This window comes from Prevotella sp. TF12-30, assembly GCF_003436715.1.
Taxonomy (GTDB): Bacteria; Bacteroidota; Bacteroidia; order Bacteroidales; family Bacteroidaceae; genus Prevotella; species Prevotella copri_A.
The window spans coordinates 47,501-72,913 of the sequence record NZ_QSQJ01000005.1 but is presented as its reverse complement, the minus strand read 5'-3'; the positions used below and the strand labels follow the sequence as shown (position 1 = coordinate 72,913).

Genomic DNA, 25,413 nt, shown 5'->3' with positions numbered 1-25,413 from the left:
TATCTTTGCAATCGGATTATAAACAAAAGGATAAACAAGAGACACAATAAGATATAGGATTCCGGTGCTCAACAGGCACTGGAATTCTTTATTTTTTATGCCTCCTGCCAACTTAATTAATAACAATAAACAAAAAGAAAATTATGGCTTACATGTCACAAGAAGGCTACGACAATCTCGTAGCTGAGCTGAAACAGCTCGTAACTGTAGAGCGCCCTAAGGCATCAGCCGCAATTGCTGAAGCCCGCGATAAGGGTGATTTAAGTGAGAACTCTGAGTATGATGCCGCTAAAGAGGCTCAGGCTCATCTAGAAGATAAGATCAATCGTCTGAAGCTCACCATTGCCGAGGCTAAAATCATCGACACCAAGCAGCTTAGCACCGACAGCGTGCAGATCATGTCGAAGGTAGAGATGACCAACATGGCTAACAAGGCAAAGATGACCTATACCATCGTGAGCGAGAGCGAGGCTAACCTGAAGGAAGGCAAGATTTCCATCAAGACCCCTATCGCACAGGGATTGCTCAACAAGAAGGTTGGTGAAATTGCAGAGATCAAGATTCCTCGCGGAACCATCAATCTTCGCATCGACAAGATTTCATTTGAATGAAAAGAATAAAGGAACTATCATACGGACAGTGATGCCCGTATGACGGTTCCTTTTATGTTATATGTAAGCCCATCAAGACATATTATTCATTTTAAACAGAAATAGAGATTATGGCAAGCATTTTTTCAAAGATTGCAGCGGGAGAGATTCCTAGCTACAAGTGTGCAGAAAGCGACAAGTTCTATGCTTTCCTCGACATTAGCCCTATCGGCAAAGGTCATACTTTGGTGATTCCTCGCAAGGAGGTGGACTACATCTTCGATATGGAGGATGCAGACCTGGCTGAGTTTGAAGTATTCGCCAAGAAAGTAGCCAAGGCTATCAAGACAGCCTTCCCATGCAAGAAGGTGGCTCAGGTGGTTTTGGGTCTGGAAGTTCCTCACGCTCACATCCATCTCATTCCTATGAACAGCGAGGCTGACGTGAACTTCCGCAAGGAGCACCTCAAGCTCTCTGAAGAGGAGTTCAAGGAAATCGCCAACAAGATTTATACAGAATTCCAGAAGTTATAAGCAATAAAAAAGAGCAGCGAAGATTCGCTGCTCTTTTTCTATCCTATACGTATTCATCGCCCTTCTTCATCTGTATCTCATTCACATACTTGCGAATAAGGGCAGAAGAATCTTCCTTCTTGCATACCAGGAGCACATTGTCTTTCTCGGCAACGATAAAGCCATCAAGACCATTGAGTACGGCAAGCTTGCCCTTCGGCATCTTCACCACCGTATTATGGCAATCCTCGATGAAGACGTCGCTGTCTATCACCACATTGTCATCCTCGCTCTTCTGCATCGCCTCATAGATACTGTGCCAGGTACCCAGGTCAGCCCATCCGAAGTCGCATTTCATCATGCAGGCATTGGATGGCTTGTCCAATACGCCAAAATCTACCGAGATATTAGGGTAAGAAGAGAAGGTCTCCTTCATATAGGCATTCTCCGTCTCTATGCTGAACTCCGGATATTTCTTGTCATACTCACGAAGCACAGGAGGCAGAATCTTGCAGAAGCACTCACGAAGATGCTTGACATTACTCAGGAAGATACCTGTATTCCAATAGAACTCGCCACTCTCAACAAAGATCTTGGCGAAATCACGCTCAGGTTTCTCCGTAAACGACTGTACGGCATAGATATCCTCTTCTACCACATCGCCCATCTGGATATAACCATAACCCGGTTCTGGACGGGTAGGCTTGACCGCCATCGTCAGGAAACGGTCGTTAGCTGCAACAAACGCCAAGCCCTCCAATACATTCTTGCGGAAAGCCTCTTCATTGAAGATGGCCTGATCGGAAGGAGTATTGATGATGCACGCATCAGGGTTCAGCATGGAGATGCGATGGTTAGCCCAAGCCATACTTGGAGCCGTATTGCGATGAATAGGCTCAGCCATAATGCGGTCGGCAGGTACCTCTGGCAACTGCTCTTTCACTAAATCTACATATTCCTCGTTGGTATTGATATAAATATGGTCGGCAGGTACTATCTTTGCCATGCGATCGAATGTCTGCTGCAATTGGGTACGTCCGACTCCAAAGAAGTCAATGAACTGTTTTGGATGACTGCTCCGACTGCATGGCCAAAGTCTTCGACCTTTTCCACCTGCGAGAATCACACAATAATTATTATTATCATTAAGTGTCATATTATAGTTCATTTTTTATAAGTTACTAAATTCAAGTGTAAAATTACTCATTATCTGCGAGAAAGCCAAATCTTTTCTAAGAATTTAATAAAGAATAGGAGAAATAAAACACATTTTTAGCTTTTTTCGCCCTTGGAATTGTTTTTTCAGAAAAAAAATCACCAAAAAGTTTGCTATTTCAATTTTTATTTGTACCTTTGCACCCGCAATCGCCCAGATGGCGGAATCGGTAGACGCGCTGGTCTCAAACACCAGTGGGGCAACCCATCCCGGTTCGATCCCGGGTCTGGGTACAAGGAGCTGCAAGTTTTTACTTGCGGCTCTTTCCTTTGCAAACACCATCGCCCAGATGGCGGAATCGGTAGACGCGCTGGTCTCAAACACCAGTGGGGCAACCCATCCCGGTTCGATCCCGGGTCTGGGTACAAGGAGCTGCAAGTTTTTACTTGCGGCTCTTTTTTTTGCCTGATTAGGAAAAGGGCATCACCCTCGACTTCTAATCAAAATTAAAAGCCGCTCAACAGGCAAATCTGTTGAGCGGCTTTTTTATATGGAAATCATAGCACTGCAGCTATGATGCCTAGTCTTTAAAATCGAGTGAGAGTTCACCTGTGCCTAGAAGATTGTAGCTCTTGCGATGATAAGGCGTAATGCCAAACTCCCTGATGGCAGCACGATGCTTCTTGGTAGGATAACCCTTGTTACCCTTCCAGTCGTACTGTGGATATTCCTCTGCAAGCGCATCCATATAGTCATCACGATAAGTCTTGGCAAGGATGCTTGCCGCAGCTATCGAGAGATACTTTCCATCGCCTTTTACAATCGTAGTATAAGGCAGGTCCTTATAAGGCTTGAAACGATTACCATCCACAATCACCGCCTCAGGACGTACCTTCAGCTGGTCCAAGGCACGATGCATCGCCAAGAAACTCGCATTCAGAATATTGATCTGATCGATTTCTTCGGGAGTAACAATGCCCACAGCCCAAGCCACAGCATCCCGCTCTATCTGTTCACGGAGTGCCTTGCGTTTCTTGTCTGTCAGCTTTTTGCTATCATTGAGGTCAGGGTTCTGATAATCGGGAGGAAGAATCACTGCTGCAGCATAGACGCTACCAGCTAGACAACCTCTGCCCGCCTCATCGCAGCCCGCCTCAATCATATCCTTATAATAATGACTTTCTAACATATTCCTATCTACTTAAGAAGATATATTGGAGTTAAGAAGATGAACGGAGCATTGTCCTGCCTAGAACATCTGTGAAACGCGTTTTACGCCTGCTATAAGCGCATCAACCTCTTCCTTGGTGTTGTACAAGGCGAAGCTTGCACGAACGGTTCCCAGAATGCCATAGCGGTCCATCAAAGGCTGTGCACAGTGATGGCCTGTACGAACGGCGATGCCCAGGCGGTCGAGCAAGGTTCCCATATCCATGTGATGAATATCACCAACCAAGAAGCTCACTACGGCGTCCTTGCCTTCCTGCTCACCAAAAAGTCTGATTCCATCGATGGTTCTCATCTGTTCCATGCAGTAACGGGTGAGTTCCTGCTCGTGCTTGGCGATGTTGTCCATACCGAGTGCAGAGACATAATCGATGGCTTTTGCCAGACCATGGGTAGCTACATAATCCGGAGTACCAGCCTCGAACTTGAAAGGCAACTTCTCGAAAGTGGTCTTCTCGAAGCTTACACTCTCGATCATTTCGCCACCTCCCTGGTATGGAGGCAACTTCTCGAGCCACTCTTCCTTGCCGTAAAGTACGCCGATACCGGTAGGACCATAAATCTTATGACCGCTGAAAGCGAAGAAATCGCAATCCATATCCTGCACATCCACTGCGAAATGAGGAGTACTCTGAGCTCCATCTACCATCACAGGCACACCGTGCTCATGGGCAATCTTAATCATCTCCTTCACCGGATTCACCGTACCGAGCACGTTGCTCACCTGGGCAATGCTCACGATTTTGGTACGTTCGGTAAATAAATTGGCGAATTCATCGAGGTTAATCTCACCTTTATCGTTGATTGGGATTACACGGATGGCAATTCCCTTCTTGGCAGCCTGCAACTGCCAAGGCACGATATTGGAGTGATGCTCCATGGTAGAGATAATCACCTCATCGCCCTCGCTCATAAAGGCATCGCTGAACGATGAAACCACGAGATTCAGACTCTCGGTAGTACCGCGGGTAAAGATGACTTCCTCAACCTTAGGCGCATTGATAAACTTGCGCACGGTTTCGCGGGCTGCCTCATGAAGGTCGGTAGCCTGCTGAGAGAGATAGTGAACGCCACGATGCACATTGGCATTTACGTTGAGATACTCGTCGCGCATGGCATCGAGCACACACAATGGCTTCTGCGTGGTTGCCGCATTATCCAGATACACCAATGGCTTATCGTATACCATTCTCGATAAAATCGGGAAATCTGCTCTTACTTGATTGATATCATACATATTTTTAAGAACTTAACTCCTTTAAAAGGATATTATCTACTTGCAAAGCTTGCAACCCTCGCACTTATTGAGTTCTCCACGGAATCGCTTCTCTACGAGATGATGCAGGCGGTCACGCAATGGCTCCAGCTCCATCTTGTCGATGACTTCGTTGATAAATGCAAACTGAAGGAGCAACTTAGCCTCCTCACGGCTCACACCACGCTGCTGCATATAGAACAATGCCGCATCGTTGAGCTGACCTACAGTACTACCGTGTGCACACTTCACATCGTCGGCATAAATCTCCAGCATCGGCTGGGTGAACATGCGGGCAGTCTTCGTAGCACAGAGGTTCTGGTTAGTTTCCTGCGAAGTGGTCTTCTGGGCACCATGACGAACCAGCACTCTGCCGGCAAAAGCGCCACGTGCCTCACCATCGAGTACATACTTATAAAGTTCGTTGCTGGTACAATGACCCACCTGATGATCGATAAGCGTATTGTTGTCAACCACCTGGTTCTTGTCGGCAATCACACAACCATTACAGAAGCACTCGGCTCCCTCGCCCTTGAATACGAGGTCGAGGCGGTTGCGGGTGATACCGTTATGAAGGGTGATGACGTTATGGTTTACACGGCTGTTAGCCTGCTGCTCGATATAAACGTTGCTGACACGACGGTTCTTGTAATGAGTCTCCTCCAGACAATAGAGGTCGAGACTGGCATTCTCGCCAACATAAGCCTCGATAACCTGGGTTGCGAGGAAGTTCTTATCATCGGCAGCATGATCGCAGAAGAGGAACTTAGCCTCAGCGCCCTGTTCCATCACGATGAGCACACGGCGGTTCACCATCAAATCTACAGCCGAACGGAGAATATTGATGACCTGAATGGTACGCTCCACCTTCACGTTCTTTGGAACATAAATCAGCAAGCCATCCTGTGCCAGGAATGTATTCAATGCCGTGATGCCATCTTCATCGGTTTTGGCAATCTTAGCGTAGTATTTCTCGATGAATTCAGGGTTTTCTGCAGCAATCTTGTTCAAAGAGTCCACGATAACACCCTCTGGCAACTCTACCTTTGGCAATGCCTTGCTATAGAAAGCATCGTTCACCACGAAGTAGAGCGAAGTACTCAGGTTAGGCACATCGCAACGGAAAGCCTCGTATGGATCTACAGGGATTTCCAGGCGATTCAAGTTCAAGCCATAGTCTGGCTCGAAGATGGCGCTCATATCTGTGTACTTGTATCTTTCTACCTTACGGGAAGGAAAGCCCAGGCGACGGAAGTCCTCGAATGCTGCATCGCGCACCGCATTGAGCACCTCAGCACTGTTCTTCTTGATCATTCTCGAAGAAGACTGATACAAGTCTAAATATTGTTTTTCTGAAAGCATAGCCATCCTCCTAATTATTTCTCATCTACTTCAGCCTTGATCCAGTCGTAGCCACGAGCCTCAATCTCCTTGGCAAGTTCAGGACCGGCAGTCTTCACGATTCTACCCTTATAGAGAACGTGAACCACACTTGGCTTAATCATATCGAGCAGACGCTCATAGTGAGTAATGACGATGGCAGAAGTCTTGTCGGTATGCATCTTGTTTACACCGTCAGCCACGATACGCATCGCATCCACGTCGAGACCAGAGTCGGTTTCATCGAGGATAGAGAGCTTTGGCTCCAACATTGCCATCTGGAAAATCTCGTTGCGCTTCTTCTCACCACCAGAGAAGCCTTCGTTTACAGAACGGCGAGCCAACTTGCTGTCCAGTTCCACCAACTCACGCTTCTCGCGCATCAGCTTCATGAATTCGCTGGTGTTCAATGGCTCCAAACCCTGATACTCACGCTTGGCATTGATTGCCGCACGCATGAAGTTGGTCATGGATACACCAGGAATCTCCACTGGATACTGGAAAGAGAGGAACAATCCCTCACGGGCACGATCCTCAGGCTTCATATCCAGGAGGTTCTTGCCGTTGAAGATAGCCTCACCCTCGGTTACTGTATAGAGAGGGTTACCTGTGAGCACAGCGCTCAAGGTTGACTTACCGGAACCGTTAGGTCCCATGATAGCATGTATCTCACCATCGTTGATAGTCAGGTTGATACCTTTCAATATTTCTTTGCCTGCAATAGTAGCATGCAGATTCTTAACCTCTAACATATTTTATATTTGTGTATCTATAATTATTCAAACAAGCCATCCCACAAACTTCTTCTGTCATTAGCAGTAAAAGTAAATGGAAAATTAATCTTTAAACCTACCGATACTGCATGGCGATGCAGTTGTCCATGATTATACGACGTATTCGAACTTCCTTTTTCCATGTAAGTAGCCCGATAGTGCGAGTCGAAACCAAGACGATAGCTGTATTCTACTTGTACTGCAATATTAGAAAACAAATAGAAATCCGCTCCAACCACAGGTCCTGCACTGAAACGTGGTAATCTTATATTACCATATCCTTCGTATTCATACGTCTTCGTTCCCATTGAACCAGTCGTGATAGAAGCAGACGTAGAGAAAGCTGAATGCTCTGCATCAAAAGCACAAAGCATATCGAGCCCCACATAAGGTTGAACCCACCAATCCGTAGGAGCAACATACCATCTTCCGCCTAACATCAGCTGATTTATGTCATAAGCAGCCTCCCCCTTCAAAAAGGTAACTTCTTCATGCTCATAACCTGCCTTTAAACTAAAATTCGTATTGGGCAAATAATATTCCGCATGAAACTTAGTCAACATTCCTATATTCTGGGTAGAACCGAAATGGTACTTTGGTACTTCCGCACCCGTATGATGTGCATTCTGATAAAAGCCTCCACCAATATGAGCATCTATCGCCCATACTCTTTCGACATCATCATCCTTATACTTAGATCGTTTATAGGTAGTCTGTCCTACAACAGACATACCTGCCATCAGTAAGCATAAAAGCATTATCTTTCTCATAAGACGTCACCTCAAAATTTGTTTCGTAATAGCCAATAGAAACTATCGCTTATCCTACGGTTCCTTCGAGTGAAACACTCAGGAGTTTCTGTGCCTCTACGGCAAACTCCATAGGCAACTTGTTGAGCACATCCTTGGCATAGCCGTTTACAATCAGGCCGACAGCCTCCTCGGTAGGAATGCCTCGCTGATTACAATAGAAGAGCTGGTCTTCTGAAATCTTCGAGGTAGTTGCTTCATGTTCGAACACGGCTGTGTCGTTATGGGCATCCATATATGGGAAGGTATGCGCTCCACAATCACTGCCCAGCAACAAGGAGTCGCAGGAACTGTAGTTGCGGGCATTGTCGGCATTGGATGTAGCACGAACCAGACCTCGATAGGAGTTCTGGCTATGACCTGCCGAGATACCCTTAGAGATGATGGTACTCTTGGTGTTCTTACCCATGTGAATCATCTTGGTACCGGTATCAGCCTCCTGATAGTTGTTGGTAACAGCCACACTGTAGAACTCTGCCACAGAATTGTCGCCACGCAAGATGCAGGAAGGATACTTCCAGGTAATCGCAGAACCTGTCTCTACCTGAGTCCAGCTCAACTTAGAGTTCACACCACGCAAGTCGCCTCGCTTGGTTACCAGATTCAGCACGCCACCCTTACCATGTTCATCACCAGGATACCAGTTCTGAACGGTAGAGTACTTCACCTCAGCATTGTCCTTGACAATAATCTCTACGATAGCCGCATGAAGCTGGTTCTCATCACGCATTGGCGCTGTACATCCCTCCAGGTAAGAAACGTAGGCATCATCATCGGCGATGATCAATGTACGCTCAAACTGACCGGTGTTACGGGCATTGATGCGGAAGTAACTGCTCAACTCCATCGGACAGCGTACGCCCTTAGGAATATAAACGAATGAGCCATCGCTGAATACGCAACTGTTCAAGGCTGCATAGAAGTTATCACGATAAGGAACTACAGTTCCCAGATACTCTCTTACCAAATCAGGATGCTCCTTCACCGCCTCGCCGATACTGCAGAAGATGACGCCCTTCTCACGGAGTTTCTCCTTGAAGGTAGTCTTCACCGACACAGAGTCCATGATGGCATCTACGGCGGTACCGCTCAATGCCAAGCGCTCCTCCAGAGGAATACCGAGCTTATCGAATGTCTTCTCCAACTCTGGGTCTATCTCCTTGTTCTTTGGCTTCTTTGCCAAAGGATCGGCATAGTATGAAATCTCCTGGTAGTCAACTGGTGGCACGTGAACGTGTCCCCACTTTGGCTCCTTGAGCGTCTTCCAGTAATTGTAGGCTTTCAGACGAAATTCGAGCATCCAGTCTGGCTCTCCCTTCTTCTGCGAGATCAGGCGCACAACATCCTCGTTGAGACCCTTTTCTATGATTTCAGTATGTACATCGGTGGTAAAACCATACTCATATTTCTGGTCTATCACGTCCTTGACAACCTGATTCTGTTCTTTCTCTATTTCTGCCATTTTATTTAGAATAACCTTTCGTTATTTTAACCCTAAATAGGGATAAGCCACCAAGGGCTCATCCCTACCTTATTATATAATATATGCTATATTACAATTTCTGCTCTACCTCGATCTCAGTGAAGGTCTCAATAACGTCGCCTTCCTGAATATCGTTGTAGTTGACGAGGCTCAAACCGCATTCCATACCGGTAACCACCTCCTTGACATCGTCCTTGTAACGCTTCAAGGCACCGATTTCAGCAGTACGGATCACGATACCGTCACGGATGACGCGAGCCTTATCCTTAGCGTGTACCTTACCCTCGGTAACGAGACCACCGGCAATAGTACCCACCTTGGAAATCTTGAAGGTCTGCTTCACCTCAACCTGACCGGTAACGATTTCCTTCTTCACCTTGTCGAGCATACCTACCATCGCACTCTTGATATCGTCGATAGCATCGTAGATGATAGAGTAAGTGTTGATTTCAACACCCTCACGGTCGGCAGCCTTGCGAGCATCGGCAGATGGACGAACCTGGAAACCAACGATGACTGCATCTGAAGCAGATGCCAGCATCACGTCGTTTTCTGAAATCTGACCTACAGCCTTGTTGACTACGTTCACCTGAACCTTCTCGGTAGAAAGCTTGATGAATGAGTCGCTCAATGCCTCAACAGAACCATCGGTATCACCCTTTACGATGACGTTCAACTCGTGGAACTCACCACGTGCGATACGGTGAGAGATATCACCCAAGGTCAAACGCTTCTGAGTACGCAAGCCCTGTTCACGCTGCAACTGCTCACGCTTGTTGGCAATTTCACGAGCCTCCTGCTCTGTCTCGATTACGTGGAACTGGTCACCTGCTGTAGGCGCACCATTCAAACCGAGGATGATAGCTGGCTCTGCAGGAGCAGCCGACTTGATATTGGCATTACGCTCATTGAACATCGCCTTGACACGACCCCAAGAAGTACCTGCGAGAACAATATCGCCTACCTTCAAGGTACCGTTGGCAACCAATACGGTAGAAACATATCCACGACCCTTGTCGAGAGAAGACTCGATGATGGTACCTGTTGCACGACGGTTAGGGTTAGCCTTCAAGTCGAGCATATCAGCCTCGAGGAGCACCTTGTCGAGCAGATCGTGAACACCGATACCCTTCTTGGCACTGATTTCCTGGCACTGATACTTACCACCCCACTCCTCAACGAGCAGGTTCATGTTAGCCAAGTCCTCACGGATACGGTCTGGGTTAGCACCTGGCTTATCAATCTTGTTGATCGCGAATACCATTGGCACACCGGCAGCCTGTGCATGGGCGATAGCCTCCTTGGTAGTAGGCATCACGGAGTCATCGGCTGCGATGATGATGATGGCGATATCGGTAGCCTGGGCACCACGGGCACGCATGGCGGTAAACGCCTCGTGACCTGGAGTATCCAGGAAGGTTACCTTGCGACCGCTGTTCAGAGTCACACTGTAAGCACCGATATGCTGGGTAATACCACCCGCCTCACCGGCAATCACATTGGTATTGCGGATATAGTCGAGCAAAGAGGTCTTACCGTGGTCAACGTGACCCATCACGGTTACGATTGGAGCACGTGGAACCAAGTCGTTCTCATCATCCTCTTCCTCGCTCACTGCCTCCTGAACCTCGGCACTCACGTATTCGGTCTTGAAACCGAACTCCTCAGCCACCATGTTGATGGTTTCAGCATCCAGACGCTGGTTGATAGATACCATGATACCTACACCCATCAGGGTAGAGATAACCTGAGTAACGCTGATATCCATCATCGTAGCCAACTCGCTAACGGTAACGAACTCAGTAAGCTTCAGAGTCTTGCTTTCCTTCTGCTCCTGACGAGCCTGATCCTGCAACTTCTCCTGAACAGCCTCACGCTTCTCCTTACGATACTTAGCACCCTTCTTGTTCTGGCTCTTGCTGGTCAAGCGAGCGAGAGTCTCCTTTACCTGGCGTGCTACAGCCTCGTCGTCCACCTCAATCTGGCGCTGGTTGCCGCGGTTGTTATTGTTATTGCCGCGGTTGTTATTATTGTTATTATTATTATTTCTATTCTTGTTTCTATTCTTCTTGTTGTTGCCACCATTGTTGCCCTTATTCTGGCCATTACCATCGGCACTGTTGTTCTTAGCCTCGGCATTGATGTCAACACGCTCCTTGTTGATACGAACACGCTTCTTGCGATCATTGTGCTGCTGCGCCAACTTCTCCTCACGCTCCTTGCGGCGCTCCTCCTTAGACTTCTTCTTAGGACGAGTGCTCTGATTGAGAGAAGAAAGATCAATCTTACCCAACACCTTAGGTTCATTTGAAGTATATTTCTTCTCACTCTTCAATGTGAACACGCTAGAAGGCTGGCTGTTGTCAGCAGTCTTCTGCTCAGCATTCTGCTGCTGAGCCTCTACATTCTTGTTACCTTGTGCAGCATTCTTCTGACCCTTAAAGTCGTTCATCTTTGGCTGCTGTGACTTTTGCTGATTCTCTTGTTTCATCTCTTGTTTTTGGTGAGATCCATGGTTAGATCTCTGGTCATGTTTTGGCTCATTACGATGAGCTTCTTTCACTGGCGCAGGACTGACGGCAGCAGTCTCATGCTTCGGTGCCTCCGACTTTTTAGCAGCAGACTCTGCAGACTTACCCTTTCCGATGCTATTCAGGTCAATCTTACCCAACGGCTTATACTGCTGCTGGTTGCTCGACTCCAATAAGCTTTCGGCACGATGGTCCTTCTGCTCAGGCGCACGCTTCTTATCCTTGGCCTTCTTGGTGATGAGTTTCTCGGCCTGATCACGAACCTCCTTATCTTGACTGAAAGCATCGTTCAATGCCTTGTATTGCTGGTCGCTGAGTTTGAAGCTCGGTTCGGCCTTGACCTCTCCCAGGTCCTTTCTTTTTTCTAGGAATTCAACTGCCGTCTGAAGTCCTATATTCAATTCACGTAGTGCTTTATTTAATCTGATGCTCATAAATTATTTTATTCTCCTATTTTTAAAGTTAGATTCCCTGCAAGCACTCGCCAGCTAGGGAAATTATTGTTCGAATTCAGCTCTCAATACCTTGAGTACGTTATCCACGGTTTCCTCCTCAAGGTCAGCCTTCTCTACGATCATATCACGTGGTGCATTGAGCACCTGCTTAGCTGTGTCATAACCGATGCCCTTGATGGCATCGATAACCCACTGGTCAATCTCGTCAGAGAATTCATCCAAGTAGATATCCTCGTCAGCCTCATTCTCATCTACCTCACGGAATACATCGATGGTATATTCTGTCAACATAGAAGCCAACTTGATGTTCATACCGCCACGGCCGATAGCCAGGCTAACCTCCTCAGGCTTCAGGAATACCTCTGCCTTCTTGTTCTCCTCGTCGATGTTCACAGACGTAATATTGGCTGGTGCCAAGGCACGCTGGATAAACAGCTTGGTATTAGAGCTATAGTTGATGACGTCGAGGTTCTCGTTGCAAAGCTCGCGAACGATACCGTGAACACGGCTACCCTTAACACCTACACAAGCTCCAACAGGGTCAATACGCTCATCGAAGCTCTCTACAGCAATCTTGGCACGCTCTCCTGGGAGACGGGCAATGCGACGGATAGCAACCAAGCCATCTGCAATCTCAGGAACCTCAGCCTCCAACAGGCGCTGCAGGAAGATTGGCGCTGTACGGCTCAAGATAATCTTAGGATTGTTGTTATCGTTGTCAACACGAAGGATGACGGCACGTACAGTCTCGCCCTTACGATACATATCGCCAGGAATCTGCTCCGTCTTAGGCAACATCAACTCGTTGTTCTCGTCATCAACGATAAGAACCTCGCGCTTCCATACCTGATAAACCTCACCAGAGATTACCTGTCCAACACGGTCTTTATATTTATTGTAGAGTGAGTCGTGCTCAAGTTCAAGAATCTTAGAAGCCAAAGTCTGTCGAAGAGTTAAGATGGCACGGCGACCGAACTTATTGAAATCTACCTTCTCGCTCACATCCTCACCAACCTCATAGTCAGGCTCAATCTTGCGTGCTTCGGTAAGCGTAATCTCCTTGTTCTCATCTTCTACCTCACCATCAGCAACAACGACACGGTTACGATAAATCTCGAAATCGCCCTTGTCCGGGTTTACGATTACATCGAAATTCTCATCACTACCGAAAATTCTGGCAAGTACATTGCGGAAGCTTTCCTCCAATACACTTACCAATGTTGTACGGTCGATATTCTTGGTTTCTTTAAACTCGCGGAATGTATCAATCATACTCGCTGTTAATTCTTGCTCTTTTTTAGCCATAGCTTATTTGAAACTGATTATATATTTTGTATATTTTACTTTATCCATCTGGTAAACATGGTCAACCTCCTGCTTTACAGGACGCTTCTTGCCCTCTACCTTCACTTTTTCTTCTACGCCTACTGTGAAATCATTACCATCCACAGCCTTCAAGATACCCTTTACCTTGATACCGTCAGCATCGAGCACCTCTACCTCCTTGCCAATGAAGTTGATATACTGCTGTGGAACCTTGAATGGTTGACCCAGACCAGCAGAACCTACTTCCAGCTCATAGTCCTCGTCATCACGACTCAATCGTTCCTCGATATATCTACTCAAAGCCACACAATCTTCAATCCATACACCATCTACATGGTCAATCTCGACTACGATACGATTGTCTGGACTGATTTCAATGTCCACCAAGAAATATTCCTGATCTTGGAGCCATTCATCAACTAATTTTTTTACGACGTTTTTATCTATCATATATACCTATTTAAAATAAAATGAGGAACTCTTGCGAGCCCCTCATTCCACTGAACGTGTGCAAAATTACTAATATTTTTGAAAATCTCCAAAGATTTTTCTATTTTTTATTCATAACCTGCGCAATTTTAGGCGATTGTGCAGGTTTTTGTTGTTATTTCTTCACAGGATGGAGTATTTTTCCGTATTCTTCCGGAGAATTTAACAACTTGACAGCAGCCTTGACCTGCTTGTCATAACGCAGGGAATTCTGGATGGCTCCAGCCTGGAAATAATAAGCTGCCACGATGTCGTTTTCCAAAAGCTGCTTGATGTAGTCTTTATTGAAATCCAAGTCTTTTGCCACATTGTGACTCAACTTCTTTTTCAACGCCTCGAACTCAGGTTTTGCATCCTCGTAATATCCTTCAAACTTAGCGAGTTTCTCCAAATCCTTGAGATATTTCTCGGTCTCACGGTCGTACTTGAAATCCGCTTTCAGAACGCGGGACTTGAACTCATCATAGTCGGCATCTGTCAAAGCAAAATCCTTGGCAGGTGCGATAGTAGGATGTTTGGCGATATAATCCACTTCGTAGTTGAGCATCACCTCATTACTGTCGCGGGCACCGGCGAGATAGAAAGCTATGTTTGGCAAGGAATCCGGTTTTACCTCTACATCCGGCTTCACACCGCCTCCATCACGCACCTCTCTGCCACCGGCAGTATAGAACACCTTGGTAAGTGAGTCTGGAACATGCTCTACATAACCACCTTTGGCATGCTTGTAATTAAGCGCCTGCACGCATCTGCCACTTGGAATGTAATACTTGGCTGTGGTAAGTTTCATCTGTCCATTGTATGGCAAATCCATAGTGGTCTGTACCAATCCCTTTCCATACGTGCGCGTACCTAATATAATAGCACGGTCATAGTCCTGCAGACTACCGCTCATTATCTCGCTGGAACTGGCTGTGTTTCCACTCACCAGAACTACCATCGGCATCACAGAGTCAACAGGTTCTACCGTAGTCTTGTATTCATTGTTGGAGCGTTGCAATCTACCCTTCATTTTCAATACAGTCTTTCCCTTTGGCAAGAACATATTGACGATACTCACGGCCTCGCTCACCGAACCACCGCCATTACTTCTGAGGTCGAAGACGAGTCCCTTGGCTCCCTGCTTCTTCAGGTCGATGAAAGCACGGCGCACATCCTTGGCACAATTATCGGTGAAAGAATTGAAGTTGATATAACCGATACCACCTTCCATCATTCCGTAATATGGCAGGAAAGGCATCTGGATAGTACGGCGAGTTACCTTTACCTTCAGTATCTTACCTGTACTTGGTCGCTTTACCTTCAACATAAAGGAAGAACCCGGTTCTCCACGAAGATGATCGCTTACATAGCTCACTTCCTTATTGGTCATATCCTCGTCATCGATACTCAGGATGATATCACCCTTCTTCAGTCCCACTTCTGCAGCAGGCATATTGGCATAAGGTTCACTGATACACACACGCTGCAACTGGAAGTTATAGCGCACCACAGCACCCACACCAGCATATTTGCCGGTGAGCATATTCTTCAGTTCGTTGACTTTTTCCTCCGGATAGTAGGTAGTATAAGGGTCGAGGCTTCCCAACATCGCCTTAACGCCATTGCCCACCACCTCTTCGGCATCGAGCGTATCAACGTACATCAAGTCAAGATTCTTATAGATGGCATTGAAGATATCCATATTCTTAGCCATCTTGAAGTCGTGATCTTTATCTGTTTGTGCAATAGATGGCACCACGAGGAGCGCCATCAGCAATGAAACCAATACTTTTTTCATGTTTACCTTAGTCATATGATTATTCGACCACAAAAGTACTCATTTCTTCTCGAAAACTGCCATAATTGATGCAAAAAGTAGTGAAAACCACCGAAAAATGCACTTTTTTAAGGAAAAACAGAAAAAAGTTGCCGAAAAATTTGGCTGAATGAAGAAAAGTTAGTACTTTTGCACACGCAAATAAGGAACGCAACATTCCGCAATGCAAAATGCTTCAATAGCTCAGTTGGTTAGAGCACCTGACTGTTAATCAGGGGGTCGTTGGTTCAAGCCCATCTTGAAGCGCAAAAGAGTCGCAGGTTTTACTTGTAACTCTGTTCTTTTTCAAACCAAATGCTTCAATAGCTCAGTTGGTTAGAGCACCTGACTGTTAATCAGGGGGTCGTTGGTTCAAGCCCATCTTGAAGCGCATTACATAAGCCTTGCAAGTTTTCACTTGCAGGGCTTTATTGTTTTTAGACATCTTAAAGTTCCCCCCTGTTTACACCCAATGTTCTTAGGCTATCCCCCCTTTACACTCATCGCAAATCTTTTACATATAATTCTGCAATTAAAAGTTTCCTTAAGGAGAATATATTTTTTCCTTAAGGGAAATTATTTTTTTCCTTAAGGATATTTATTTTTTTCCTTAAGGAAATAGTTTCATAGGGTTCTGACAAAAAAACGGGTGCATTCCGCTTTTTTGACGAAATGCACCCATCTATATTATTAATGTATATAATACTAGGATTATTCTACATCATTGTTATGATCCAAAGAATCGTTGAAATCCTTAGGAGCCTGTTCCTCGTTACGATGCTCATAACGACGTGGCTGACGAGCTGGACGCTCACCACGGCCCTCATGACGATCATCACGACGACCACGACGCTCACCGCGCTCTGGACGTGGACGATGCTCACGCTCTACGTAACCCTCAGGCTTCTCCATCAACACACGGTGAGAAAGCTTGTACTTACCAGTCTTAGGATCAATCTCCATCAACTTCACCTTGATCTTGTCGCCTTCCTTGATGCCAGCCTCTTCAACTGTCTCAAGACGCTTCCAATCGATCTCAGAGATGTGGAGCAAACCATCCTTACCAGGGAGAATCTCTACGAAGCAACCGTAAGGCATGATAGAGCGAACAGTACCCTCGTAAACCTCACCAACCTCAGGAACAGCTACGATAGCCTTGATCTTAGCCAAAGCAGCATCGATAGAATCCTTGTTAGGAGCAGATACCTGTACGTGACCCTTACCATCAGTCTCCTCGATAGTGATAGTAGCACCAGTATCCTCCTGCATCTGCTGGATAATCTTACCACCAGGGCCGATAACAGCACCGATGAACTCCTTAGGAATATCGAATGCTACAATACGTGGAACCTGTGGCTTCATCTCAGCACGTGGCTCAGAGATTGTCTCCATCATGCAGTTGAGGATGTGCTCACGGCCAGCCTTAGCCTGCATCAAAGCCTCCTCGAGAATCTCGAAGCTCAAACCGTCGCACTTGATATCCATCTGTGTAGCGGTCAAACCATCACGGGTACCTGTGGTCTTGAAATCCATATCACCCAAGTGGTCCTCATCACCGAGGATATCACTGAGGATAGCGTACTTGTCCTCACCAGGGTTCTTGATAAGACCCATAGCGATACCAGAAACTGGCTTCTTCATAGGAACACCTGCATCCATCAGGGCGAGAGTACCGGCACAAACAGTAGCCATAGAAGAAGAACCGTTAGACTCCAGAATCTGACTTACCAAACGTACGGTGTAAGGGAAGTCTGTAGGAATCTGGCCCTTCAAACCACGCCATGCCAAGTGACCGTGACCAATCTCACGACGGCCTACGCCGCGCTGAGCCTTAGCCTCACCTGTAGAGAATGGAGGGAAGTTATAGTGAAGGAGGAAGCGCTGGTAGCTCTTCTCGAGCACACCGTCGATAAGCTTCTCATCCATCTTTGTACCAAGAGTACATGTAGAGAGAGACATAGTCTCACCACGCTGGAAGATAGCGCTTCCGTGAGGCATTGGGAGTGGAGACACCTCGCACCAGATAGGGCGGATATCTGTAGTAGCACGACCATCAAGACGCAAGCCCTCATCGAGGATGCAACGACGCATAGCATCGCGCATTACGTCATCATAGTAACGGGTAGCCTCAGCGTGCTTCTCCTCCAGGTCTTCCTCAGAGAGATCGGTATGAGCTGCGTCATACTTCTCAAGGAAATCAGCCAAAACCTTGTCGAAAGCATCCTGACGAGCATGTTTCTCCAAAGCCTGGTGGTTGATATCATAAGCAGGCTTGTAAAGCTCAGACTTGATCTGCTCACGGAGTTCCTCGTCGTTGATCTCATGATCATACTCACGTTTTACGTCAGTACCCTTCTCCTTAGCCAACTCATACTGGAGCTCGCACATAGGCTTGATAGCCTCGGCAGCAGCCTTGAGGGCGCCGATCAGATCCTGCTCAGAAACTTCCTTCATCTCACCTTCCACCATCATGATGTTCTCCTTGGTAGCACCAACCATGATATCCATGTCAGCCTCTTCCATCTGCTGGAATGTAGGGTTAACAACATACTCACCATTGATACGAGCTACACGAACCTCAGAGATGTAGTGCTCGAAAGGAATATCTGAACAAGCCATGGCAGCTGAAGCAGCGAAACCTGCAAGGGCATCTGGCTGGTCAACACCATCGGCTGAGAGCAACATTACCTGTACGTAAACTTCTGCATGGTAGTTAGAAGGGAAAAGTGGACGCAAAGCACGGTCCACAAGGCGAGAGGTAAGGATCTCCTCGTCGCTAGCCTTGCCTTCGCGCTTGGTGAAACCACCAGGGAAACGGCCAGCAGCACTGTACTGCTCACGGTAATCTACTTGCAAAGGCATGAAATCTGTACCCGGAACTGCATCCTTTGCTGCACAAACAGTTGCGAGAAGCACTGTGTTACCCATGCGGAGAACCGCAGCACCATCAGCCTGTTTTGCAACTTTTCCGGTCTCAATTGTGATGGTTCTTCCATCAGGCAACTGAACACTTTTTGTAATTACGTTCATCTAATTATTAAAACTTATTGTTTTGTCTAACATCTAATATCTAAAACGGTGCAAAGATACCTCTTTAATAATTAATAAACGAATATTTGGGCAACTATTTTCTACTTTTTTAATAATTTTATCTATCTAAGGTGCATTATTCCCGATTTTATTACTACCTTTGCAGTCGATAATTTAGCAAAATACTAAAATTCATGAAGATATCTAGAATCTATTCAGCGGCAGTGATTATGGTAGCTGCGCTGGCTCTCACTTCTTGTAACAACAAGAAATTTCATATCAACGGTAATATTACCGAGGCTCAGGACTCTATGCTCTACCTGGAGAACCTCAGCCTGAATGGTCCGGTAAAGATCGACTCGGTGAAACTGGGTGAAGACGGCTCCTTCGCTTTCGAAGAGAATGCGATGGACAGCATCACTCCTGAATTCTACCGTCTCCGCATTGCCAACCAGAGCATCAACCTCAGTATCGACTCAACCGAGACCGTCAACGTGAAGGCAGCTTATCCTCAGATGAGCTACAAGTACGAGGTGGAAGGCTCTGAGAACTGCAGCAAGATCAAGGAACTTTCGCTCAAGCAGATGACTCTGCAGAGCAACATCAATGGCATCATCAAGAGCCCTAACATCGGGGTAGATTCCATGGATGTTATCGTAGCCCGCATGCTGGCTGCATACAAGCAGGATGTAAAGACCAACTACATCTTCAAGGAGCCGATGAAGGCTTCCTCTTACTATGCACTCTTCCAGACTATCCAGTTGGGCAACACCAACTCACTCATCTTTAACCCTCGCAATAACAAGGATGACGTGAAAGTATTCGCTGCCGTAGCTACAAGCTGGGATACTTACTATCCAGGCGCAGAGCGTGGCAAGAACCTGCACAACATCGCCATCGAGGGCATGAAGGATATCCGTATCATTGACAGGCAGCGTGCACAGCAGCAGATTGAGGCAAGCAAGGTGAGCGTAAACGGATGCATTGAAATTGCCCTACAGGACAACAAGGGACAGGTTCGCCGCCTCTCTGATCTCACCGGCAAGGTGGTATTGCTCGATTTTCATATCTTCGCCAGCAACGAGAGCACCAAGCGCATTATGATGCTCCGTGAGCTTTACAACAAATATCATGCTGCCGGACTGGAAATCTATCAGGTTTCCGTAGATCCAGATGAACACTTCTGGAAAACATCTACCGCTGCCCTTCCATGGATCTGCGTACGTGAAGAGAACGGCATCCAGGGAACAAGTCTCCAGCTCTATAACGTGCAGAGCATCCCTACCTTCTTCCTCATTGACAGAAGCAATACTCTGAGAGCCCGCGACATACAGATCAAGGACATTGATGCAGCCATCAAGAACCTTCTTTAATACGAGCGTTCATACAACAGACAAGTCGGAAGTCTGGACTTTTCTCCAGACTTCCGGCTCCTATCATCCAATACGAGCTACAATAGATTAACAGCAACAATAAATTTTAAGCACTAAAAAATGAACAAGAAACTTTTAGCTTTCGCAGCATTAGCTCTCGTAACAGCAGGAGCAAACGCTAAAGTAAAGTTGCCACACATCCTGGGTGACAACATGATTATCCAACAAGATTCAGAAGCCAACCTCTGGGGTTGGGACAAGCCTGGTACCCTGGTAGAGATAAGCACCTCATGGTCGCAGCAGAAATATTCTGCAAAGACCGGAAAGGATGGCAAGTGGGCTGTCAAGGTACAGACTCCAAAAGCTAGCTACACTCCACTCTCCATTACCTTCGATGATGGCGAAAAGACTACCCTCAATAATGTACTGGCTGGTGAAGTATGGGGCTGCGCCGGACAGAGCAATATGGAGATGCCGGTAAAAGGTTTCGGCAACTGCCCTGTAAAAGGCTACAACAAGGCTGTATTGGAAGCCAACCAATATAAAGGTGTACACTACGTGAAGATTCCTAGCGTGATGAGCAGCAAACCGCTGGATGACGCCAACTGCGAATGGAAGACCATCAATCCAGAGACGGTAGGCGATGCATCTGCCACCGGATATTTCTTTGCACAGGTAGTCAACAAGGCGCTCGACGTACCAGTGGGACTGGTGATGGCAAACAAGGGCGGAAGCCGTGTAGAAAGCTGGCTCGATCGTGACTATCTGAAAAAGAACACGAAAGAAGACCTCGACTCCCTCAAGATGACGAAGAATCCTAAGTTCAAGTGGGACTTCCTCTACCCTCTTCTTTGGGGCAACGGAACCTTCCATCCTATCCTCAACTATAGCGTGAAGGGAATTCTCTTCTATCAAGGCTGTTCCAACGTGGGCGACCCGGCAGGTCAATACACACAGCGTCTTGCCGACCTCGTAGCCCAGTGGCGCAGAGACTTCAAGCAGGGCGAACTGCCATTCTATTTCGTGCAGATTGCACCTTATCATAATGGCGATGTGAATGGTGATGCAGGTCCAAGACTTCGCGAGCAGCAGTTTAATGCAGCCAAAATCATCCCGAACAGTGGCATCGTCTGCACCGAAGATCTGGTTTATCCATACGAGGTAGAGCAGATTCACCCATGTCAGAAGCAGCCTGTAGGTGAGCGTCTGGCTCTTCAGGCACTCAGCAAAACCTACGGTATGAAGGGACTCTTCTGCGAGAGTATGACTTTCAAGGAGATGAAGATTGTTGGCGACACGGTGAAGGTTCACTTCGACAACACCTACGGAGCCTATAACCGCTTTGAAGGCATCAAGGGCTTCGAAGTAGCCGGCGAAGACAAGGTGTTCCATCCTGCCACAGCCAAGCATTTCTGGCAGGAAGGCAACGACGGATGGAACGAGTGCATCGTCGTAACCAGCCCTGAAGTCAAGAAGCCGGTAGCTCTGCGCTACTGCTTCCGTAACTTCCAGCTCGGCAATATGGCGAATGCAGGCGGTCTGCCTCTCTTCCCATTCCGAACAGACAATTGGTAATTAATAACATAGCGGTCGATCTTTGTGAAATCCAAAGACCGACCGCTCTTTAATATATATATTATGAGTCACGTTTTAGACAAATTCAAGTTTTGCCCGGTTTGCGGCTCTCAACATTTCGAGATCAACAACTTCAAGAGTAAAAAATGCAAGGACTGCGGATTCACCTACTATCTGAATCCCAGCAGTGCCACAGTAGCCTTCATTCTCAACGAGAAAGAAGAACTTCTGGTGGTTCGCAGAAAAAACGAACCTGCCAAAGGCACCCTCGACTTGCCAGGCGGATTCGTAGATATGGATGAAACCGGTGAAGAAGGCGTGGCTAGAGAAGTAAAGGAAGAAACGGGTTTGGAGGTAATCGAGGCAAACTATCAGTTCAGCATCCCTAACCTCTATCTCTATTCCGACTTTCTGGTTCATACCCTTGATATGTTCTATGTGGTAAAGGTGAAAGACCTCTCTCATGTGGAGGCGATGGACGATGCCGAGGAGTCATACTGGATTCCTCTCAGCAACCTCCATCCCGAAGAGTTCGGATTAGAATCAATAAGACAGGGAGTGGCCAAATTTCTTGCAAAACACAAGACGAAAGAATGAAAATACGCCCCAAAACATTTAAAAAACCAAAAAAATCACTATATAATAAGGTATAAGCAAAAAGTTTATTTACTTTTGCAGACCAAAAGAAATTGTGTAGAAGCGTATGCAAGAAAATTTAGTAATCGTCGAGAGCCCTGCAAAGGCTAAGAAAATCGAAGAGTTTTTAGGTAAAGACTTCAAGGTGATGTCTTCTTACGGTCATATCCGTGACCTGAAGAAGAAGGAACTCAGTATAGACGAGAAGACCATGGAACCTTGTTATGAGATTCCAGAGGAAAAGAAAAAGCTCGTCACAGAATTGAAATCAACAGCGAAGCAAGCTAAGAAGATTTGGTTAGCATCCGATGAGGACCGCGAGGGAGAAGCCATCAGCTGGCACCTTTGCGAAGTACTCGGACTGGATGAAGCGAAGACAAGCCGTATCGTCTTCCATGAAATTACCAAACCAGCCATCTTAGACGCTATTGAGCACCCACGCCACCTGGACATGAACTTGGTGAATGCCCAGCAGGCACGTCGTGTGCTCGACCGCATCGTGGGCTTCAAGCTCTCTCCTGTATTGTGGAGAAAGGTGAAACCAGCCCTCTCTGCCGGTCGTGTACAGAGTGTTGCCGTACGCCTCATCGTGGAGCGTGAGCGTGAAGTTCAGAAGTTCAAGAGCGAACCATACTATCGTGTCAACGCCGTATTCGCCCTGATCAGCGAGAATGGCGCAGCCACAGAGGTAAAGGCAGAGCTCGATCACCGTTTCAAGACCCATGAAGAGGTGGAAGCCTTCCTGGAGAAGTGCAAGGACGCCAAGTTCACCGTAGAGGCTGTCACCAAGAAACCGCTGAAGCGTACACCAGCGCCTCCTTTCACCACATCAACCCTGCAGCAGGAAGCAGCCCGCAAGCTCGGCTTCACCGTAAGCCAGACCATGATGGTGGCTCAGCGTCTGTACGAGGGTGGACGCATCACCTACATGCGTACCGACAGTGTGAACCTCTCTACCCTCTGCAGCAATGCCAGCAAGGATGAGATCATCAAGGAGTACGGCAAGGAATACAGCAAGCCACGTGCCTATCACACCAACTCCAAGGGTGCACAGGAGGCTCACGAGGCCATCCGACCTACCTACATGAGCGAGACAAGCATTGATGGCACCAGCCAGGAGAAGCGTCTATACGACCTGATCTGGAAACGTACCATCGCTTCACAGATGGAGGATGCACAGTTGGAGAAGACAACCATCAATATCAGCATCGACAACACCAGCGAGAAGTTTGTTGCCAATGGTGAGGTTGTTGTATTCGATGGTTTCCTCAAGGTATATCGTGAATCTACCGATGAGGATGAGAACGTAGAAGATTCAACCCATCTCCTGCCAGCCATGAAGAAAGGCGATGAGTTGCAGCGCCGTGAAATCATCGCCACAGAGAAATTCTCTCTGGCACCAGCAAGATACACCGAAGCAAGTCTGGTGAAGAAGCTGGAAGACCTCGGCATTGGCCGTCCATCTACCTATGCTCCTACCATCAGCACCATCCAACAGCGTGAATACGTTGTGAAGGGTGACAAGCAGGGCGAGGAGCGCACCTACACCGTAGATACGCTGAAGGGTATCATGATTACCCAGAAGACCAAGAAGGAACAGGCTGGTTCTGAAAAGGGCAAGCTCCTCCCTACCGATATCGGAATCGTGGTAAACGACTTCCTGATGGCCAACTTCCCTAACATCATGGACTATAACTTTACTGCCAACGTAGAGCAGAAGTTCGATGATATCGCCGAGGGTAAGACCGAGTGGACCAAATGGATGAAGGACTTCGACAAGCGTTTCGAACCGGAAGTAAAGGGTGTGATGGAAGCACGCAGCGAGCACAAGGCCGGTGAGCGTGAACTGGGCAAGGACCCAAAGAGCGGCCGCCCTGTATTCGTAAAGATCGGAAGATTCGGTCCAGTGGTTCAGATTGGTACCGCCGAAGACGAGGACAAGCCACAGTTTGCCCAGTTGCCTGCCGACAAGAGCATCGAGACCATCACTCTGGAGGAAGCATTGGAACTCTTCAAGCTGCCTCGCCAGGTTGGTGAGTTCGAAGGCACTACCGTAACCATCGGAAGCGGCCGTTTCGGTCCATACGTACTCCACGACCGCAAGTATGTATCCATTCCTAAGGAAATCGACCCAATGGCCATCACCCTGGAACAGGCTGTGGAACTTATCAACGAAAAACGCTCTAACGAGCAGAAACGCCACATCAAGACCTTTGAGGAAGACAACAAGCTGGAGCTCCTGAATGGCCGCTATGGTCCTTACATCGCATTCGATGGCAAGAACTATCGCATTCCGAAGGCAAAGCAGGAGAACGTAGAGTCACTCAGCTACGAGGAATGCATGACCATCATCAAGGAAGCACCAGAACCAAAGGCTAGAGGCAGAAGAAGTAAAAAAGAATAAAATGAAGTCTATCATCATCATTGGATATATGGGAGCCGGCAAGACGACTGTCGGCAAGGCCCTCGCCAAAGAGCTTGGCGTGATGTTCTACGACCTCGATTGGTACATCGAGAGCCGTATGCGCAAAACCGTGAAGCAGATCTTTGACGAAGTAGGAGAAGAGGGATTCCGCCAGATAGAGCATAACATGCTACACGAGGTGGCGGAGTTTGAAAACGTAGTGGTTAGCTGTGGCGGAGGAACACCCTGTTTCTTCGACAACATGGAGTATATGAACCAGTCGGGCAGCACCATCTACCTCAAGGCAACGCCAGAAACCCTCTATGCTCACCTCAAGATGGGCAAGGGCGTACGCCCCCTGCTGCTCAACAAGACTCCGGAGGAAGTACAGGTATTCATCCGCGAGCAGCTGAAGCAGCGCGAGCCTTTCTACGAGAAGGCAAAACATATCATAGACATCAATGTGATGGACAACTTGGATAAAGTAAACGAAACGGTACAGGAGGTTCGTAGCCTGCTGAACGTATAAAGATAAAAGGTAAGCCAACTCAAGACAAGAGACGGCTTACCTTTCTACGATTTATCATAAACAGAAAATATTATAAAACAAA

19 protein-coding genes and 4 tRNA genes are annotated in these 25,413 nt (G+C 47.2%); 11 read left to right on the top strand and 12 right to left on the bottom strand.

Annotated features, from left to right (window positions below):
* Positions 1 to 143 precede the first annotated feature (143 nt).
* Both greA and DXD25_RS03540 read left to right on the top strand, forming a co-directional pair.
* Positions 144 to 611, top strand: a complete 468-nt coding sequence (greA, locus tag DXD25_RS03545; protein ID WP_117661817.1) for a transcription elongation factor GreA — start codon at positions 144 to 146, stop codon at positions 609 to 611.
* A gap of 110 nt (positions 612 to 721) precedes the next feature.
* Complete coding sequence (locus DXD25_RS03540) at positions 722 to 1,123, top strand: HIT family protein (RefSeq protein WP_117661816.1); 402 nt, start codon at positions 722 to 724, stop codon at positions 1,121 to 1,123.
* Positions 1,124 to 1,166: 43 nt separating this feature from the next.
* On the opposite strand, the gene DXD25_RS03535 is transcribed toward DXD25_RS03540, so the two are convergent.
* Positions 1,167 to 2,258: a mannose-1-phosphate guanylyltransferase gene (locus DXD25_RS03535; RefSeq protein WP_117661848.1), complete on the bottom strand. Its 1,092-nt coding sequence runs from the start codon at positions 2,256 to 2,258 to the stop codon at positions 1,167 to 1,169.
* 211 nt (positions 2,259 to 2,469) lie between these two features.
* On the opposite strand from DXD25_RS03535, the gene DXD25_RS03530 reads away from it, so the two are divergent.
* Positions 2,470 to 2,551: transfer RNA gene (locus DXD25_RS03530), tRNA-Leu, on the top strand.
* A 50-nt stretch (positions 2,552 to 2,601) separates the two neighbouring features.
* Positions 2,602 to 2,683: transfer RNA gene (locus DXD25_RS03525), tRNA-Leu, on the top strand.
* Between the two features lie 155 nt (positions 2,684 to 2,838).
* On the opposite strand, the gene DXD25_RS03520 is transcribed toward DXD25_RS03525, so the two are convergent.
* The 10 genes from DXD25_RS03520 to DXD25_RS03475 all read right to left on the bottom strand — a co-directional run bounded on the left by DXD25_RS03520 (position 2,839) and on the right by DXD25_RS03475 (position 15,766).
* Positions 2,839 to 3,447, bottom strand: coding sequence for a ribonuclease HII (locus tag DXD25_RS03520; RefSeq protein ID WP_117661815.1), 609 nt, complete (start codon positions 3,445 to 3,447; stop codon positions 2,839 to 2,841).
* Between the two features lie 60 nt (positions 3,448 to 3,507).
* On the bottom strand, positions 3,508 to 4,722 hold the full coding sequence (locus tag DXD25_RS03515) for an aminotransferase class V-fold PLP-dependent enzyme (RefSeq protein ID WP_117661814.1): 1,215 nt from the start codon (positions 4,720 to 4,722) through the stop codon (positions 3,508 to 3,510).
* A gap of 36 nt (positions 4,723 to 4,758) precedes the next feature.
* Positions 4,759 to 6,102 (bottom strand): Fe-S cluster assembly protein SufD, encoded by a 1,344-nt coding sequence (gene sufD / locus DXD25_RS03510; protein WP_117661847.1) that lies wholly within the window; start codon positions 6,100 to 6,102, stop codon positions 4,759 to 4,761.
* A gap of 14 nt (positions 6,103 to 6,116) precedes the next feature.
* A complete protein-coding gene (sufC, locus tag DXD25_RS03505; RefSeq protein WP_022120772.1) occupies positions 6,117 to 6,872 on the bottom strand; it encodes a Fe-S cluster assembly ATPase SufC in 756 nt (251 codons plus the stop codon).
* A gap of 23 nt (positions 6,873 to 6,895) precedes the next feature.
* Positions 6,896 to 7,663: a hypothetical protein gene (locus DXD25_RS03500; protein WP_117661813.1), complete on the bottom strand. Its 768-nt coding sequence runs from the start codon at positions 7,661 to 7,663 to the stop codon at positions 6,896 to 6,898.
* A 49-nt stretch (positions 7,664 to 7,712) separates the two neighbouring features.
* Positions 7,713 to 9,164, bottom strand: a complete 1,452-nt coding sequence (gene sufB / locus DXD25_RS03495) for a Fe-S cluster assembly protein SufB (RefSeq protein ID WP_117661812.1) — start codon at positions 9,162 to 9,164, stop codon at positions 7,713 to 7,715.
* Between the two features lie 91 nt (positions 9,165 to 9,255).
* A complete protein-coding gene (gene infB, locus DXD25_RS03490) occupies positions 9,256 to 12,150 on the bottom strand; it encodes a translation initiation factor IF-2 (RefSeq protein WP_117661811.1) in 2,895 nt (964 codons plus the stop codon).
* A gap of 63 nt (positions 12,151 to 12,213) precedes the next feature.
* Complete coding sequence (gene nusA, locus DXD25_RS03485) at positions 12,214 to 13,476, bottom strand: transcription termination factor NusA (protein WP_089544835.1); 1,263 nt, start codon at positions 13,474 to 13,476, stop codon at positions 12,214 to 12,216.
* A 3-nt stretch (positions 13,477 to 13,479) separates the two neighbouring features.
* Entirely contained in the window at positions 13,480 to 13,947 is a 468-nt protein-coding gene (rimP, locus tag DXD25_RS03480; protein WP_117661810.1) for a ribosome assembly cofactor RimP, read from the bottom strand.
* A gap of 154 nt (positions 13,948 to 14,101) precedes the next feature.
* Positions 14,102 to 15,766: a S41 family peptidase gene (locus DXD25_RS03475; protein ID WP_089544833.1), complete on the bottom strand. Its 1,665-nt coding sequence runs from the start codon at positions 15,764 to 15,766 to the stop codon at positions 14,102 to 14,104.
* A 211-nt stretch (positions 15,767 to 15,977) separates the two neighbouring features.
* On the opposite strand from DXD25_RS03475, the gene DXD25_RS03470 reads away from it, so the two are divergent.
* Positions 15,978 to 16,051, top strand: a tRNA-Asn gene (locus DXD25_RS03470).
* A 50-nt stretch (positions 16,052 to 16,101) separates the two neighbouring features.
* Positions 16,102 to 16,175: transfer RNA gene (locus DXD25_RS03465), tRNA-Asn, on the top strand.
* Positions 16,176 to 16,495: 320 nt separating this feature from the next.
* On the opposite strand, the gene pnp is transcribed toward DXD25_RS03465, so the two are convergent.
* Positions 16,496 to 18,814, bottom strand: coding sequence for a polyribonucleotide nucleotidyltransferase (gene pnp / locus DXD25_RS03460; RefSeq protein ID WP_117661809.1), 2,319 nt, complete (start codon positions 18,812 to 18,814; stop codon positions 16,496 to 16,498).
* Between the two features lie 194 nt (positions 18,815 to 19,008).
* Here pnp and DXD25_RS03455 point away from each other — a divergent pair, with 194 nt between their 5' ends.
* The 5 genes from DXD25_RS03455 (at position 19,009) to DXD25_RS03435 (ending at position 25,331) form a co-directional block, all read left to right on the top strand.
* Positions 19,009 to 20,187: a TlpA disulfide reductase family protein gene (locus tag DXD25_RS03455; protein ID WP_089544831.1), complete on the top strand. Its 1,179-nt coding sequence runs from the start codon at positions 19,009 to 19,011 to the stop codon at positions 20,185 to 20,187.
* Positions 20,188 to 20,307: 120 nt separating this feature from the next.
* The gene (locus tag DXD25_RS03450) at positions 20,308 to 21,762 is read left to right on the top strand and encodes a sialate O-acetylesterase (protein WP_117661808.1); all 1,455 of its coding nucleotides are present in this window, start codon (positions 20,308 to 20,310) and stop codon (positions 21,760 to 21,762) included.
* A 63-nt stretch (positions 21,763 to 21,825) separates the two neighbouring features.
* A complete protein-coding gene (locus DXD25_RS03445) occupies positions 21,826 to 22,359 on the top strand; it encodes an NUDIX domain-containing protein (protein ID WP_117661807.1) in 534 nt (177 codons plus the stop codon).
* Positions 22,360 to 22,465: 106 nt separating this feature from the next.
* Positions 22,466 to 24,802 carry a type I DNA topoisomerase gene (topA, locus tag DXD25_RS03440; protein ID WP_117661806.1) on the top strand — a complete coding sequence of 779 codons (2,337 nt, stop codon included), beginning with the start codon at positions 22,466 to 22,468 and terminating at the stop codon, positions 24,800 to 24,802.
* Between the two features lies 1 nt (position 24,803).
* Positions 24,804 to 25,331 carry a shikimate kinase gene (locus DXD25_RS03435; protein WP_117661805.1) on the top strand — a complete coding sequence of 176 codons (528 nt, stop codon included), beginning with the start codon at positions 24,804 to 24,806 and terminating at the stop codon, positions 25,329 to 25,331.
* The last annotated feature ends 82 nt before the right edge of the window (positions 25,332 to 25,413 follow it).